General features: G+C 72.2%; 13 protein-coding genes and 4 pseudogenes. 8 read left to right on the top strand and 9 right to left on the bottom strand.

The window, feature by feature from the left end; genetic code table 11:
• Positions 1-4: 4 nt before the first annotated feature.
• Both ACQPYE_RS19530 and ACQPYE_RS19525 read right to left on the bottom strand, forming a co-directional pair.
• Entirely contained in the window at positions 5-1132 is a 1128-nt protein-coding gene (locus ACQPYE_RS19530; protein ID WP_498713114.1) for a DegT/DnrJ/EryC1/StrS family aminotransferase, read from the bottom strand.
• Complete coding sequence (locus tag ACQPYE_RS19525) at positions 1129-2241, bottom strand: DegT/DnrJ/EryC1/StrS family aminotransferase (RefSeq protein ID WP_498713112.1); 1113 nt, start codon at positions 2239-2241, stop codon at positions 1129-1131. Before ACQPYE_RS19525 ends, ACQPYE_RS19530 begins: the two co-directional genes overlap by 4 nt.
• A 262-nt stretch (positions 2242-2503) precedes the next feature.
• Here ACQPYE_RS19525 and ACQPYE_RS19520 point away from each other — a divergent pair, with 262 nt between their 5' ends.
• From ACQPYE_RS19520 to ACQPYE_RS19495, 6 genes and pseudogenes are all read left to right on the top strand, one after another.
• Positions 2504-3526 carry a Gfo/Idh/MocA family protein gene (locus ACQPYE_RS19520; protein ID WP_498713110.1) on the top strand — a complete coding sequence of 341 codons (1023 nt, stop codon included), beginning with the start codon at positions 2504-2506 and terminating at the stop codon, positions 3524-3526.
• Entirely contained in the window at positions 3516-4334 is an 819-nt protein-coding gene (locus ACQPYE_RS19515; RefSeq protein WP_498713109.1) for a sugar phosphate isomerase/epimerase family protein, read from the top strand. Before ACQPYE_RS19520 ends, ACQPYE_RS19515 begins: the two co-directional genes overlap by 11 nt.
• 83 nt (positions 4335-4417) lie before the next feature.
• Complete coding sequence (locus ACQPYE_RS19510) at positions 4418-5653, top strand: M20/M25/M40 family metallo-hydrolase (protein ID WP_498713107.1); 1236 nt, start codon at positions 4418-4420, stop codon at positions 5651-5653.
• The gene (locus tag ACQPYE_RS19505) at positions 5650-6702 is read left to right on the top strand and encodes an Ldh family oxidoreductase (RefSeq protein WP_498713105.1); all 1053 of its coding nucleotides are present in this window, start codon (positions 5650-5652) and stop codon (positions 6700-6702) included. Before ACQPYE_RS19510 ends, ACQPYE_RS19505 begins: the two co-directional genes overlap by 4 nt.
• Positions 6699-7682 (top strand): annotated as a pseudogene (locus ACQPYE_RS19500) (Gfo/Idh/MocA family protein); the annotation flags it as partial. The gene ACQPYE_RS19505 and the pseudogene ACQPYE_RS19500, both read left to right, overlap by 4 nt.
• Before the next feature lie 2 nt (positions 7683-7684).
• Positions 7685-8104 carry a DUF6917 domain-containing protein gene (locus ACQPYE_RS19495; RefSeq protein WP_498713103.1) on the top strand — a complete coding sequence of 140 codons (420 nt, stop codon included), beginning with the start codon at positions 7685-7687 and terminating at the stop codon, positions 8102-8104.
• A gap of 60 nt (positions 8105-8164) precedes the next feature.
• Here the strand turns inward: ACQPYE_RS19495 and ACQPYE_RS19490 are convergent, their stop codons facing one another.
• The 7 genes and pseudogenes from ACQPYE_RS19490 to ACQPYE_RS19460 form a co-directional block, all read right to left on the bottom strand.
• Positions 8165-8707, bottom strand: a complete 543-nt coding sequence (locus ACQPYE_RS19490) for an EF-hand domain-containing protein (protein WP_498713101.1) — start codon at positions 8705-8707, stop codon at positions 8165-8167.
• Between the two features lie 90 nt (positions 8708-8797).
• Positions 8798-10045 carry a nucleotide sugar dehydrogenase gene (locus ACQPYE_RS19485; protein ID WP_498713099.1) on the bottom strand — a complete coding sequence of 416 codons (1248 nt, stop codon included), beginning with the start codon at positions 10043-10045 and terminating at the stop codon, positions 8798-8800.
• Between the two features lie 841 nt (positions 10046-10886).
• Positions 10887-11761 (bottom strand): annotated as a pseudogene (locus ACQPYE_RS19480) (LLM class flavin-dependent oxidoreductase).
• A gap of 164 nt (positions 11762-11925) precedes the next feature.
• Positions 11926-12609 (bottom strand): annotated as a pseudogene (locus ACQPYE_RS19475) (endonuclease I family protein); the annotation flags it as partial.
• A 93-nt stretch (positions 12610-12702) separates the two neighbouring features.
• Positions 12703-13101, bottom strand: a pseudogene (locus ACQPYE_RS19470) (DUF6359 domain-containing protein); the annotation flags it as partial.
• A gap of 150 nt (positions 13102-13251) precedes the next feature.
• On the bottom strand, positions 13252-13770 hold the full coding sequence (locus ACQPYE_RS19465) for a hemerythrin domain-containing protein (RefSeq protein WP_498713097.1): 519 nt from the start codon (positions 13768-13770) through the stop codon (positions 13252-13254).
• 52 nt (positions 13771-13822) lie between these two features.
• Positions 13823-14584 (bottom strand): alpha/beta fold hydrolase, encoded by a 762-nt coding sequence (locus tag ACQPYE_RS19460; protein ID WP_498713095.1) that lies wholly within the window; start codon positions 14582-14584, stop codon positions 13823-13825.
• A gap of 94 nt (positions 14585-14678) precedes the next feature.
• Here ACQPYE_RS19460 and ACQPYE_RS19455 point away from each other — a divergent pair, with 94 nt between their 5' ends.
• Positions 14679-15326, top strand: coding sequence for a HemK2/MTQ2 family protein methyltransferase (locus ACQPYE_RS19455; RefSeq protein ID WP_498713093.1), 648 nt, complete (start codon positions 14679-14681; stop codon positions 15324-15326).
• A complete protein-coding gene (locus tag ACQPYE_RS19450) occupies positions 15310-15501 on the top strand; it encodes a CDGSH iron-sulfur domain-containing protein (protein ID WP_498713092.1) in 192 nt (63 codons plus the stop codon). Before ACQPYE_RS19455 ends, ACQPYE_RS19450 begins: the two co-directional genes overlap by 17 nt.
• The last annotated feature ends 12 nt before the right edge of the window (positions 15502-15513 follow it).

Below are 15513 nucleotides of genomic sequence, written 5' to 3'. Positions count from 1 at the left end.
CTCCTCAGCCGTGTGCGCCGGACGTGGCCGCGAACCGGCACACCTCGTCGGCGATGCGTTCCACCTGCGCGTCGGTCAGGTGGGGGTGGATGGGGATCGCCAGTTGGCGTCGTGCGGCGGACACCGCGGCGGGCCAGTCGCGGCCCGGCTGGGCGTGCCCGGCGAACGCCGGTTGGCACGGCAGCGGCGCCCGGTAGTAGACGTGCGAGCCGATGCCGTGCGCGGTCAGGTGGTCGCGCAACGCGTCACGCCGGCCGGCCAGCAGCGAGTAGACGTAGAAGCAGCGCCCGTCGCGCCCCGGCGGGGGGGCGAGCACGCCGCGGCCGGCGAGGTCGGCGAACCGCGAGGTGTAGTACTCGCCGATCCGCGCCCGCCGGGCCAGCCGGTCGGGCAGCGTGGCGAAGCGGCGCAGCTGGAAGGCGGCCATCACCTCGTCGAACCGGCTGTTGTAGCCGATCCGGTGGTGCACGAACCGGTGCACGCCGTCCTGGCCGTGGTTGCGCAGCATCCGCACCTCGCGGGCCAGCACCGGGTCGCCGGTGACGACCACCCCGCCTTCGCCGGGCATGCCGAACGTCTTGACCTGGACGAACGAGAACACGCCCGCGTCGCCCCAGGTACCGGCCGCGCGTCCGGCGAGCACACCGCCCTGGCCGACCGCCGAGTCCTCCAGCAGCCGCACGCCCGCCTCGGTGGCGATCCGCCGCAACGCGGGCATGTCCGCCATCACCGAGAACACGTGCGCGGGCACGATCACCTTGGTGCGCCCGGTGACGAGCTTGTCCACCTCGGCCGGGTCGACCACCATCGTCCACGGGTCCACGTCGGCGAAGATCGGCGTCGCGCCCAGGGTCGACGGCGCGGACGCCAGCGGCGCGCACCCGTACGCGGGCACGATCACCTCGTCACCCGGACCCACGCCCATCGCCCGCAGCACCAGCGTCAGCGCCGAGGTGCCGCTGCCGCACGCCACCACGTCGGTGACGCCCAGCGAGTCGCGCAGCACCGCCTCGAACGCCGCGGTGCGCGCGCCCAGGATGAACCGCTGGTCCGGCGCGAGGCCGACGTCCCGCACCACCTCCAGCAGCAGGTCGCCGTCGAACAGGTCCGGCGGGAAGAACGGGATGCTCACGCGCGCTCCCCGAGGTAGAAGGAGCGGATCGCGGCGCACACCCGGTCGACGTCGCCGAGCGGCAGGTCCGGGTACAGCGGCAGCGCGAGGGTGCGGCGGGAGGCGGCCTCCGCGCGGGGGAAGTCGCCGGGCCGGTGGCCGAGGTGGGCGAAGCACGGTTGCAGGTGCAGCGGCGTCGGGTAGTAGGTCTCCGTGCCGATGCCGAGCCCGGCCAGGTGCGCGGCGAGCTCGTCGCGCCGGTCGACCTCGACCACGTACACGTAGAAGACCCCGCGCACGCTCGCCCGCCGGGGCAGCACGGACGGCAGCTTCCGCACCCCCGGCACGCCGGCCAGGCCGTCGGCGTACCGGCGCGCCAGCACCGCGCGGCGACGGATGTCCGCTTCGAGCCGGTCCAGCTTGGCCAGCAGCACGGCGGCCTGGACGTCGTCCATCTTGCTGTTCACCCCGACCGCGCCGGTGCCGGTGGCGATGCCGGGGAAGTTGTCGATCGTGCGACCGAACCGGCCGTGGTGGCGCAGCGCGCCCACCGTCTCGGCGATCACCGGGTCGTCGGTGATCACCGCGCCCGCGTCGCCGAGCGCGCCGAGGGTCTTGGTCGGGAAGAACGACAGCACTCCCCCGGCGCCGACCAGGCCCGCGTGCACGCCGTTGTGGCGCATGCCGATCGCCTCGGCGCTGTCCTCCACCACGGTCAGGCCCAGCCCGCGCGCCACCTCGGCCAGGCCGGTCAGGTCGGCGAGGTGGTGGAACAGGTGCACCGGCATCACGAACCGGGCGCGCGGGCCGGCGACGGCGGCGACCGACGCCGGGTCGAGGCCGTAGCCGTCCGGCTCGATGTCGGCGAACACCGGCTCACCCCCCGCCAGCACCACCGAGGACGCCGACGCGATGAACGAGAACGCGGGCACGACCACCTCGTCGCCGGGGCGCAGCCCGCACGCCCGCAGCAGCAGCACCAGCGCGTCGGTGCCGCTGTTCACCCCGATCACGTGCGCGGCCCCGGTGTACGCGGCCAGCGCCCGTTCCAGTTCCAGGACTTTCCGCCCGTGCGAGTACTTGCCGTCGTGGATTACTTCAACAATGTGCCGTCGCGTTATCGGCCACAATCCAGAAAATGTCGCCGATTGCGTGAAGAATGGCACGGTCAGCGCACTCACCTCCGCGGTCACCGCTTCCGGGGTGAGCGTATGGCAGGTCACCGGGCCGGCGGCCGACCACCGGTCAGTTCACTCTTCCTGGTCAACTCACTCTCCCGGAGTTGACAGACCTTCGCGATTGGGACAACGTCGGGGCCGTCAATTGAGAGCTGACATCGCTCATTCCCGACCGGACGAGACAAGACGGGGCTCAATAGTGCGCACACTCGTCGTGGGACTGGGCCGAGCCGGTGCGGACCTGCACCTGCCGGTGCTGGCCAGGGCGCGGACCTCGGTCCGACAGCTGTTCGACGACCGGCCGATCGTGGCGTGCGACCCCCGGCGGCTGCCCCCGGAACGACCGGGCCTGTCGATGGTGGGCAGCCTGGCCGAGGCCGCCACCCTGCTCGACCCCGGCGACACGGTGGCGCACGTGTGCACGCCGCCGTCGGTGCGCGCCGAGGTGATGGCCGAACTCGCCGAACGCGGTTTCCGCAACGTGATCGCGGAGAAGCCGCTCGCCGCCGACACCGACGACCTGGCGCGGGTGATCCGGTTGCGGCGCAAGCACGGGCTGCGGATCGCGGTGGTCGAGCCGTGGCTGACCAGCTCGCTCACGGTGCGGCTGATGGAGTTGGTGCGCGGCGGCGCGCTCGGCGAGCCGAAGTCGATCTCGATCGTGCAGAACAAGCCGCGCTTCCGCCGGTCGTTGACCAGGCCGAGCCACCTGACCGCGTTCGACGTGGAGCTGCCGCACGGCGTGGCCCTGGCGCTGCGGCTCGCGGGCAGCGCGCGGGTCACCCACGCGGCCGGGTACGACCTGACCGTGGGCGACGTGGTCGTGCCGCGGATGGGTGGCGCGCGGATCGGGCTGCGGCACAACAGCGGCGTGCGCACGGAGATCAGCTCGGACCTCACCTCGCCGGTGCGGGAGCGCCGGATCACGGTGGAGTTCGAGAAGGGCAGCGCGGTCGGCCACTACGCGGTCAGCGACGACGACGACCACGCGCAGCTCACCGTCACGCTCAACGGGCGGCGTGAGCACGAGGTGCTGCGGGACGACTCGCTCACCGAGTGGGTGCTGCGCGCCTACCGGCTGTTCCACGCGGCGGGCGACCAGCACGCGCGGGGGTTCGCGTTCGCCACGGACGTGGTGCAGCTGCTGTCGGTGGCCAAGAACATCTGCGCCGAGCCGGTGATACCCGCCGCTCGTGGCGAGGCGTCGCCCGGCCCGGTGGCCGCGCATGTCCGCTGAGCCGGTGCTGGCGGGCATCGCGGACGAGGCCGCGCCGGACCTGCCGGGCCAGTTGGCGGTGCTCGCCGAGCTGGGCTGGTCGCACCTGGAGCTGCGCACCGTGGACGGGCGGGCGGTGGCGGACCTGGACGACGGCGAGTTCGCGGTGGTGGCGAAGGACCTGGCGGCGCGGGAGGTGCGGGTGGTGTGCCTGGCCTCGCGGATCGGCGGGTGGGCCCGGCCGATCAGCACGCCGTTCGAGGAGGACCTGGCCGAGCTGGACGTGCTGCTGCGCCGCTGCGCCGCGTTGGGGACCCGGTACGTGCGGATCATGTCCTACCCGAACGCCGGCCTGTCCGAACGGCGGTGGCGCGACCGGGTGATCACGCGGGTGTCGATGCTGGCCGAGCTCGCCGGTGCCGCCGGGGTCGTGCTGCTGCACGAGAACTGCTCCGGGTGGGCGGGCACGAGCGCGGAGCGGGCGCTGGACCTGCTCGCCGCAGTGGACAACCCGGCGTTGCGGCTCCTGTTCGACACCGGCAACGGCGTCGCGCACGGCTACGACGGGTACGCGATGTTGCGCGAGGTGGTCGCGCACGTCGAGCACGTGCACGTGAAGGACGCGTCGGGTGACCGGTTCGTGCTGCCCGGTTCGGGTGACGCCCGGGTGGCCGACTGCGTCGAGCTGTTGCGCGCCCACGGTTACCGGGGCGCGTGGTCGCTGGAGCCGCACGTGTCGCTGCGCCCGCACGAGTCGGGCGCGCTCGCCCCGGACGCGTCACCCGCGTTCGTGGCGGCCGGCCGGGCGATGGCCGGGCTGGTGCGGTGATCGAACCCTGGGCGGCGCTCGGACCCCGGGTGGCGGGCGGAGTCGTGCGGTGATTCGGAGTCTGCGGTGATCGGAGTCGTGCGGTGATCGGCGAGGACCGCGACCTGCTGCTGCGGCTGCTCGCGCTGCCGACCGCGGGTCCGCTGGAGACCACCGACGAGGTGTGCCTGTGGGACGCGGTGCGCGCGTACTCGGAGGCGGCCGAGTCCTTCGGGATGCGCACCGTGCACCTGGGGCCGGCGCGGGAGGCCGACGTGCTGCGGCACGACGTGCCCGCCGCGGTGCGGGAGGCGATCGCCGAGGACCCGGACTTCCTGGCCCGGCAGCCGAACCTGGTGCTGCGGGTCGGCCACGACGAGCCGGTGGTGATGTTCAACGTGCACCTGGACACGGTCGCGCCGTTCGAACCGGCCGGGTTCGACGGCGTCCGGTTCCACGGCCGCGGCGCGATCGACGCGAAGGGACCGGCGGTGGCGCTGCTGGCCGGTGTCCGGGCCGCGATGACCGAACCAGCGGTGGGGAGGGACGTGAGCGTGCTGATCCAGGCGGTGTCCGGCGAGGAAGGCGGCGCGATGGGCGTGTTCGGCACCCGTCCGCTGGTCGAGGCCGGGTACCACGGCGGCCTGAACGTGTTCTGCGAGCCGACCGGGATGCGCTACCTGCCCCGGTCCACGGCCGCGATGACGGCGTGCGTGCAGGTGCGCGGCGAGGACGCGATCGACGACCAGCCGCAGGCGGGGCACAACGCGACGGTGCTGCTCGGGTTCCTCGCCCAGCACCTGGCGGGCGCCCTGGCCGGACGGGTGCCGGACGGCCAGGTGTGCGTGGCCGGTCTGCACACGGGCCGGATGCACAACCGCGTGTACGGCGGCGGCGAACTGCTGCTGAACCTCTCCTACGGCAGCACGGCGTCCGCGCGGGTGCTGGCCGTGGCGCTGGACGCCGCGTTGCGGGAAGGGCTGGCCGAGTTCACCGCCCGCTTCCGCGGCGTGCCGCCGTTCGACCGCACCGCCGCCGACGCGGCCCTGATCACCCGGCTGGTGTGGCGCAAGCGCGGGCTGCCCGCCCTGCCGCCGCAGGACGTGCCGCTGCTGGACGGCATCGTGCCGCGCTGGCCCGCGCACGAGCCCGCGTTCACCTGCGACGCGATCTGGCTGGCCGACGTGCCCGGCGCGCACACCGCCGTCCTCGGCCCCGGATCGCTGGAGGCCAACAACGCCCACGCGCGCGGCGAGCACGCCGACGTCGCCGACCTCGACCGGTTCGCCGACGTGGTGCGGGACATCGTCGTGAAGTTCGCGCGGAACGGAGGAACATGACCGTCCTGGTGCCCTACCCGACCCTGCTCGACACCGTCACCGGTGTCTTCCGGGCGCGGGGCGTGCCGCCGGACCGGGCGGCGGTCGCGGCGGAGGCGTTGTGCCACGGCGACCTGACCGGGATGAGCACGCACGGGCTGGTGAACCTGACCCGGCTGTACCTGCCGCTGTTCGACTCCGGGCGGACGGACCCGGCGGCCGACATGGTGGTGATCGCCGACCTCGGCGCGTCCGTGCTGGCCGACGCGCGCCGGGCGCTCGGGCTGTGGTCGGCGTCCCAGGCGGTGGAGCTGGCCTCGGCGCGGGCGGCGCGGTACGGGATCGGGATGGTGACGTTGCGCGGCGCGACGCACATCGGCTGCGCCGGGTACCACGCGGCGCGGGCCGCGGCGCACGGGATGGTCGGGCTGATCGCGTCGAACTGCGGCGGGCAGCGCATCGCGCCCGCGCCGGACGGCCGGGAACCACTGCTGGGCACGAACCCGCTGGCGCTGGCCTGCCCGGCGGGCGACCGGCCGCCGTTCGTGCTGGACATGAGCACGACCGTGGTGCCGACGGGTCGGGTGCGGGCGGCGGCGCGCGCCGGCGAGCAGATCCCGCCGGGCTGGCTGGCGGCGGACGACGGCACACCGGTGACCGACCCGGCGGCGTTCGACCGTGGCGACGGGCGGCTGCTGTGGCTGGGCGGGGAGACCGAGACGGGCGCGTACAAGGGTTTCGGCCTGGGCCTGCTGGTGGAGGTGCTGGCGGCACTGGTGCCGGGCGCGACGACGGGGCCGCTGTCGTCGGTGTCGCGGGACGACGACATCGGGGTGATGGCGCTGGTGTTCGCGCCGGCGGCGCTGCGGTCGGGGTTCGGGGAGGACGCGGCGGCGCTGTTCGGCGCGGTGTCGGGCGCCAAACCGATCGACCCCCGCAAACCGGTGAGCTACCCGGGGTGGCACGAGGGCGAACGCGCCCGGTGGCGCCGGGTGCACGGCGTCCCCGTGCCGGACGAGCTGTACGAGGAGCTGCGCTCGATCTCACCTGCTCTGCGAACCGCCGGATGACCGGGCCGGAGCCGGCCGAGCCGGCCGCCTCGCGGGTGAGTGGATCGCGGGCGGCCGAGCCGGAGCCGAGCAGGCCGGCGGTGGGTGCGTTGCCGGTGATTCGGCTGGGTGTGGTCGGGTTGGGTGTGATCTCGCGGTTCTACCTGGCCGCGATCGCGTCTTCGCCGCGCTTCGAGCTGGCGGCCGTGTGCGATCTCGACGAGCGGGCGTTGGCGGGCCGGCGGGTGCCCGCCTTCCGGTCGCACCGGGCGATGCTCGACGCGGGCGGGTTGGACGCGGTGGTGGTGACCGCGCCCAACGACGTGCACGCGGGGGTCGCGGCGGACGCCGTCGAGCGCGGCCTGCCGGTGTGCGTGGAGAAGCCGTTGGCCATGACGCTGCGTGACGGGTTGGCGGTGGCCGAAGCGGCGCGGGAGCGGGACGTGGCGTTGTTCACCGCCTTCCACCGGCGCTACAACGCGAACGCGCTGGCGTTGCGGGACAAGCTCGCCGGTGACGCGCCCATCGTGGCACTCACCGTGCGTTACCTGGAGCGGATCGAGGAGCACGTCGGCGATGACCGCTGGTACCTCGACCCGGCCCGGTCCGGCGGCGGGTGCGTGGCCGACAACGGGCCGAACGCGCTCGACCTGGCCCGGCTGTTCCTGGGCGAGCTGACCTTGGAGTCCGCGCGGGTCACCCGGGTGGTGGGCATCGACCGGCAGGCCGTGCTGCACGTGCGCGGCTCCGCGCCGGCGGTGGTGGAGCTGGACTGGTCGCACCCCGGCGAGACCAAGGACGTGACCGCGCGGCTGGCCGACGGGACCGTGCTGCGGGCGGACCTGCTGGAGGGCTACCAGGAGTTCAAGGGCTCGCTGTGGCACGAGTACGAGGGTGTGCTGCGGGACTTCGCGACGGCCGTGGCGGCGCGGTCGGCGTGGCGTGACGGCGGGTTGGCCGCGTTGGACCTGGTGGACGAAGTGTACCGACGAGAGGGTGCTTGATGGTGGAGGACGGCGAGAAGCGGGCGGTGGGCGGCCGGGTCGTCAAGGTGCTGGTGCACCGCCGCGACGACCGCGGGATGAGCCTGGAGCCGTTCGCGAGCCGCTGCGTGCGCCAGGGCGAGGTGCACGAGTTGGTGACCACCGACCACGAGGACACGGCCGCGGGCGCGCGGATCGACCGGGTGGCGTTCCTCGGGTTCGTGGAGATCGGCAACGCCGGCGTGATCGACCGGGGCGACGAGGTGTGGTGCGACGGCGAGTTCGTCGGTTCGGTGCTCGGCTTCGACGCCTGCCACCACCCGAACCACTACAACATCCTCATCACCAGCCCCACCCCGCGCACCGGCCCGGAACTGGGTCTGCGCCCCGAGATGGACGTCGTGTTCAGCCCGGCGATCGTGGCGGTGCCCGCGCGCTGACCTGACCGACGACGACGGGGCCCCAGGAGATCGTCCCGGGGCCCCGTCGTGCGAGTCAGGTCAGTGACCGAGCAGCGGCACGTCCAACGTGCCGAAGTGGTACGCGCGCACCGCGGCCACCAGCTCGTCCACGGTCAACGTCCCGTTGCCGCTGGTGTCGATCGTCCGGAACGACTCGACCGCCGACGAGGCGTCCACACCGATGGCTTCCAACCACCTGCGGAACTCCGACGGGCTCACCTCGCCGTCGCCGTCGGTGTCGCACAGGCCCACCATGGCCGCGACCGTCGGCCGCACCACGCGGTTGAACCCGGCGTCGCCCTCCGCGAACACCTGCGCCTCGACCACGCTGAGGAACTGGTCCTCGGTCATCGTCCCGTCCGCGCCGACACCGGCCTTCGCCGCCAGGAACTCGTACATGGAGGTGTAGGCGTCGACCAGGGCGCGTGCCTGCGGCGATGAGGCGTCCTCGCCGAACGCCTCGATGATGCGGTGCGCCTCGGCTCGGTAGTCGGACTTCTCGATGCGACCGTTGCCGTTGACGTCCCACTTCTCGAAGCGCTTCTTGAGCCGATCGCTCTTGACCGCCGTGGACATGACCATTCGGACACTCCTAAATAGGTGATGAGGTGGTTTCGGCGAAACCCGACGTGCTGATCCGGTTCGCGGACCGGATCCCCGGTCAGGGGAATCTCACAGACGCATGACCTCCCCTCCCGGCACGCTGCCCGTGACGTCGAGCAACCGCCGCGAGTTCCTGGCCAGGTGGCCCAGGTCGTAACCGCTGTGCGCGACGAGCAGCACGGTGGCGTCGCTCGCGCGCAGCGCGGAGTCCAGGTCGGCGGCCGGCGGCCCGAGCGCGGGCACCTCACCGGCCACCGGGTCGTGGTAGGTCACGACGGCGCCGAGCGCCCTCAGCTCGTCCGCGATCCGGAACGCGGCGGACTCCCTGGTGTCCGGCACGTCGGCCTTGTAGGACACACCCAGCAAGAGGACCCGCGCGCCGTCGACGGGCACGCCCGAGCGGGCCAACAACCGCACCGCCCGTTCGACCACGTAGGACGGCATCGCCGAGTCGACCCGCCGGGCCGCCTCCACCACTCCCAGCCGCGCGCCCTCACGGCGGGCCTTCTCCAGCAGGTAGCGGGGATCGACGGGGATGCAGTGGCCACCGACCCCCGGTCCGGGCGTGAACGGCTGGAAGCCGAACGGCTTGGTGGCCGCGCAGTGCAGCACGTCCCACACGTCGACCCCGAGCTGGTCGCAGAACACGGCGATCTCGTTGACCAGCGCGATGTTCACGTACCGGTAGGTGTTCTCCAGCAGTTTCGCCATCTCGGCCTCGCGGGTGCCGCGGGCCACCACGACCGAGTCGACGAACCGGCAGTAGAAGGTGGCGCAGTGCTTGGCGCACAACGGGGTGTGGCCGCTGACCACCTTGGGCGTGTTGCGGACGCCGAAGCTGCGGTTGCCGGGATCGATGCGCTCCGGCGAGTAGCCGAGCGGGAAGTCCTCACCGGCCACCAGGCCGTGCCGCTCGAGGATCGGTCGCAGCACCTCGTCGGTGGTGCCGGGGAAGCTGGTGGACTCCAGGACCACCAAGGTGCCCGGGCGCAGGTGGTCGGAGACGATCTCGGCGGCGGCGCGGACCGCGCCCAGGTCGGGTCGCCCGTCAGGCCCCAGACCGGTGGGCACGCAGATCACCACGGTGTCGGCGCCGGCGATCACGGCCGGGTCGGTGGTCGGGGTGAAGCCCTTGGCGCGCATGGCGTGCAACTCGGTGTGCGACACGTCCAGCACGTGCGAACGACCTTCGGTCAGCGAGCGCACCACGTCCGGGTCGATGTCGTACCCCGCCACCACCATGCCCGCGGCGGTGGCCGCCGCCGCCAGCGGCAGCCCTACATAACCGACTCCGACCACGACCAGATCGAAGGACACGTGCGCCCTTTCCACATCGGTTTGGGTTGACGAGCACGGTGGTCAGGCTCTGGAGATCGCGCCGTGCGGGGACACGTGCGCGCCGCCCGGGAGCGACTTGCCGAGTTTCACCATTGCCTCCTCACTGGACGTAATCACTGCCTCAAGTTAACAGTCACCCAGAGCAAGAAGCAGCGGCTGAACCGAACACCACTCGGGCAGGTTGCGATCTTCGACGGCCGTTCATCCGGATGGTCACCGAACCCGCGACGGGAGTGGTTGCCAGTGGCCCGACCACCGTCCGAGTTCACGAGTTCGAGCGACACCCACCGGTCTTTCCGGTTGGTTAAGAGGAATGTCAGACGCACGCGGTGACCAACCCGCACCGTGACGGTCACGGCAGGCGCACACCAACGCACGGACGAGCGCCCGCACCCGGCGACCACGAGGAGCCCGGCATCGCTTCGGCGACCACCGACTAACAGTTACTTAAAGTGATGGGACCATGAGGCGCGGTCCACAATGGTCTTACAACGAGTAACCAGATCCACCGCCCAGGGGTGCACTGACTGGGCACAGCCGGGAACGGCAAGCGGCCTGTGGCCAGGGCGTGCCCGTCGGAAGGCCGATCATGAGGTTTGGTCAAATGCCGTGCCGAGGCCAAGGGCGACATCGACCGGGACGCGCCAGCCGGCTCCACGATCGTGCGCGTCCACCAGCACGCAGCCGGCGCCCGCAAAGGGAGCCGGATCCGCGTCACGCCCGGCCAGACGGGCGGGCACCAGGCAGGAGGTTCGAGGCGGTGATCCCAGCGGCGGGATCAGGTCACCAACCGGCTGCGCGAGGATCGGCTGGTCGGCGGTCAGGACAACGTCGGCAGCACGTCGGCGGCCACTGCCTCCACGATTGCCTCGTCGCCGGCGAACGGGCCCTCCGCTCTCGGCCACGGCGCCAGCACGTCGGTGAAGCCCAGCTCGTCCGCCCTGCCCAGGAAGTCCCGGTAGCACTCGACGCTCGACAGCGAGAACACCGGCGCGGCGTCGGTCTGCAGGAAGCGCCGGACCGGCGCACGGCCGCGAGGCCGGGCGGCCAGTGCCTCGTCGAACCGCGCCGACAGCTCGGCCAGCGACTTCCACCACGAGTCGAGCGAATCCCGCGCCGTACCCAACGTCACCCACCCCTCGCCGCGCTTCGCGGCCAGAGCCAGCCCTCTCGGCCCGTTCGCGGCCAGGATGAACGGCGTGCGAGGCCGCTGCACGCAGCCCGGCGCGTTCCGGGCGGCCACGGCCGTGTAGTAGTCACCGGAGTAGTCGACCCGCTCCTCGGTCAGCAAGGCGTCCAACAGCTCGACGAACTCCTCGTAGCGACGCGCCGGGCTCGCCGCCCGGTCGTCCCGCCGAACACCTCCACGTCGTAACCGCCCAGCCCGCCCGCGCCGATGCCGACCACGACCCTGCCGTCCGACAGGTCGTCCAACGCCAGCACGTCGCGCGCGAACGGCACCGGGTGGCGGAAGTTCGGCGACGCGACCATGAACCCCAGCTCGATCCGCGACGTCGCCAACGCCGCCGCGCTCAACGTCGGCACCGAGCCGAACCACGTGTGGTCGACCAGCGGCCCCCAGCCGAGGTGGTCGAACGTCCACGCGTGAGCGAACCCGTACGCCTCCGCCGCCAGCCACCGCGGCTTTGCCTCGGCCCAGCGGTACTCCGGCAGGATCGTGATCCCGGCACGCATTGCTCCCCCTCCGTCTGAACAGGTACTGCGTTCATTCGAACAGAGGTGGCGTGAACGGTCAACACCGTATCGGGTGATCCGCTTCCGGCGGGCGCGCAGACGCACGGACGCCCGGTCCCGAGCCCCTCGACCGAGGAGTCGAAACCGGGCGTCCGGGCGCCTCACTACCCCCAGATCGACGCCGCCCACTCCGGGTGGTCGACGAACGGGTTGCGGTTGCGCTGGTAGTTGTCGTAGATCACCTGGTTGCGACGCTTCTCGAACGCGTCCGGCGGGTCCTGCGCGTTCCACTGCAACAGCACCGACAGCCTGCCGTGGTACGGCGCGGTGCCGTTGTTGACGTTGTTGTTCATCTCCAGGTTCGGGTAGCCGTCGCCGCCCTCGTACCGCACCGCCATGTAGAACAGCATCCGCGCGACGTCGCCCTTCACCGCGTTGCGCGGCTCCCACGAGTCGGCGTCGGTGTAGTTGCCGGGAGCCTCCCCGACCGGCGAACCGCCCAGGTCGAAGTCCTTGTTGCCCCGCTCCGCGTTCACCGACACGTCCGTCGGCCGCAGGTGGTGGATGTCGGTGCCCGGACCGGTCGCGGTGCCGAAGTCGCCGTGCGACTTGGCCCAGACGTGCTCGCGGTTCCAGTCGTCCGGGTCACCGCCGTTGGTGGTCTTGCTCTGCGAACGCCCGGTGTAGAGCAGGATCACGTTGGCGCTGTTGTTCGGGTCCTGGTCGGTGACCTTCAACGCCTCCCACACCTGGTCGTACGACAGCTTGGTGTTGGTCCGGATGATCCCGTTCAACGCCGTCTTCAACGACGCACCGGTCTTGCCGAGCGCGTTGCGGTAGTACGTGTCGTCGTAGCCACCGCCCGGTGTCGTCGTGGACGTGGTGGTGGGCCGGGTCGTGGTGGACGTCGGCGAGGTGCCGGCGTTGGCGAACGCGGTGGGCGACGTGAGGCCCGCGTGCGAGAAGTACGCGCTCAACGGGCCGGTGACGTCGATCCGCGCGCCGAGCAGGCCCGGGTTGGTCCGCAGGCCCCACTGGGCCCGGAACGCCGACGTGATCTGCACGTACAGCAGCTGGCTCGTGCTCGTCTGGGTCGGCGAGTCGGCCAGCGCCAGCGCGTAGTCGGACGGGAAGTCGGACCGCACCACGGTGGTGGTGGCGGTCGGCTGCCCGACGACGTAACCGCGTACGGTCGCGGACGCGCCGTTCTGCTGCCCGATGGCCTGGGCGACGGTGATCGGCGTGGCGCCGGCGGCAGCGGTGGGGATCAGCAGGGCCGCTGCGACGGCGATGACGGAAACGACAACGGCAAGGGGATTCAGCAGGGGTCGTAGTCGCACGATGGGGTGTCTCCTCCCGGGTGCGGCGGCGCAGGGTGGCCGCACGCAGGCAGGATCGCACGAAAGATCACACGTCAGAGTGAATGATTACCGAACCTTCGTAACAGGATGAGGCAATCTTTCAGTAAACACTGAAGCTATTGAGGCTACTCAATCCTCGTAGCCGGTGGTGGCGCGGGTGATCAGCTCCGCGTCGGACTCCCCCAGCCGCCCGGTCAAGGCCGACAGCACGTCCGCGATCTTGCGCTCCTCGTACGTGAAGTGCGTTTCCATCAACGCGGCCACGCTGTCCAGCTCGTGCCCCAGCACCACCGGGTCGACGTCGCCCAACCGCCCCAGCGCCGTCAAGGCGTCCGACACGATCCGGTGATCACGGCCCAGCTCGTCCAGCACCGGGCGCAGCTCCGGGTGCTCCCGGGCCAGCACGGGGAACACGCCCTCGTCCTCGGCGGTGTGGTGCCGCTCCAGCGCGGCGCAGAACGACAGGCAGTGCGACCGCAGGTCGGCGACCCCGACGCCGTCGACCAGGCCGTCCCGCACCGCCTCCAGCCGCTCGCGCAGCGCGATGTGCGCCTGCACGAGCTGGTTCCCGAACGCCACCAGGCGCGACGACGGTTCGATGACGTGCCCACCTCCGACCAGACCGCACCCGCCGGACGATCTTCCCACGGTCGGCGAAGCGCTCACCGCCGAGGGCCGCGGCGGATCGAGCCGCGGCGGGTCAGCTCGACGCCGCGACCGGTTCCCGGCTCCGCGCCCACGCGGCCAGTCGCGGCGCCAGCAGCCGGTACACCTCGGGGTCCAGCCCCATCCCGGTGTGCGAGCTGTCCACCTCGACGCAGTCCGCGCACGGGTCGGCGCACAGCTCCCACGGCGCGATGAGGTCGTTGCGGGAGAACACCGCGACCGCGGGCACCCGCAACGGCTGCGCCATGGCGGCGGAGTTGGTGTCGTAGCACGCGCCCGCGAAGCAGTCCTCGTTCAGCAGGCCGGGAACGCCAGCCCGTGACAGGCGGGCCATCTTCCGCGCGACCCGCACCACGCTGGGGTGCGCGCCGAGCTGGTCCAGCACCGGGCTGGCGAGCATCACCAGCCCGCGCACGAGTTCCGGCCTGCGCACCGACACCAGCCGGGCCAGGCCACCACCGCGGCTCTGGCCGAACAGCACCACCGGGCCGCCGGTCGCCTCGGCGTGCTCCTCCAGCCTGCGCTCCAGCCGGTCGACCAGGTCGGACGTGCAGCCCACGTTCATCCCGATCCGCGCGCCGATCGGCACGTAGCCCCGGTTGCGCAGCCACGTCCTGGCCATTCGCAGGCTCCAGTCGCCGAAGCCGAACCCCGGCACCAGCAGCACGCCGAGCCCGCGTCCCTCGTCGCGGTCGGCCGCACGCCACGCCGGGTGGCTCAGCAGGCGGGGTATGTCGAGCAGCGCCACCAACACCTGTTCACGGGCCACCGCACGGGTCGCCTCCACCACGCCCATCCGACCTCCCTGAGTCGCGGGGTACTAGGGATTCCCCGTTCCGCGCGGACCATTCCTCCGGTTTGTCGGCGAAGCGGTCGGGAACAACAGTCCTATGTGGTTGTTGAGGCCGCCGGGCGTCTACCGGCCCCAAGAAGACACGTGGTTGATGGCCGAGGCGTTGAAGGACGCCGGCATACCGCGAGGCGGCCGGGTGCTGGACGTGTGCACCGGCACCGGCGCGTTGGCGGTCGCTTCGGCCCTGGCCGGCGCGTCCGAGGTCACGGCGGTGGACCTGAGCAGACGAGCCCTGCTCGCCACCTGGGTCAACACCCGGTTGCGCGGGATGCGGGCGCGCGTGTGGCGCGGCGACTTCGGCGACCTGGTCGGGCGCGGCGAGTTCGACGTCGTCACGGCCAACCCGCCGTACGTGCCCAGCGTCGGCGTGCCGGACCGGGGGCCCGCGCGGGCCTGGGACGCCGGGATGGACGGCCGGTCCGTGCTCGACCGGCTGTGCGCGGTGATGCCGTTGTTGTTGGCGGCCAAGGGCATGGGGCTGGTGGTGCACTCCGGGTTGTGCGACCCGGACGTCACCCTGCGCCAGTTGCGCGGCGGCGGCCTGAAGGCGTCCGTCGTGGCCCGCCGCACGGTCGCGTTCGGGCCGGTGATGCGCGGGCGGGCGGAGTGGTTGGCCCGGCGCGGGCTCATCGACCACGGCCAGGAGCACGAGGAGTTGGTGGTGATCCGTGCCGACGCCGCGTGACGCCAGGGTGGTGACCGTCGTGCCCGGTGGGCCGGTCCTCGTGGAGGGGCCGGTGGAGGTGCGGCTGGACGACGGGACGGTGGTGTGCTCGGACCGGTTCGTCGTCGCGGTGTGCGCGTGCCGCCGCAGCAAGCGTTACCCGCTGTGCGACACGAGCCACCGCAAACGACGCTAGCCGAACCGGCGA

The organism is Actinosynnema sp. CA-299493 (genome assembly GCF_050946825.1).
In the GTDB taxonomy this organism is placed as follows: Bacteria; Actinomycetota; Actinomycetes; order Mycobacteriales; family Pseudonocardiaceae; genus Actinosynnema.
This window is presented reverse-complemented; position numbering and strand designations above follow the sequence as displayed.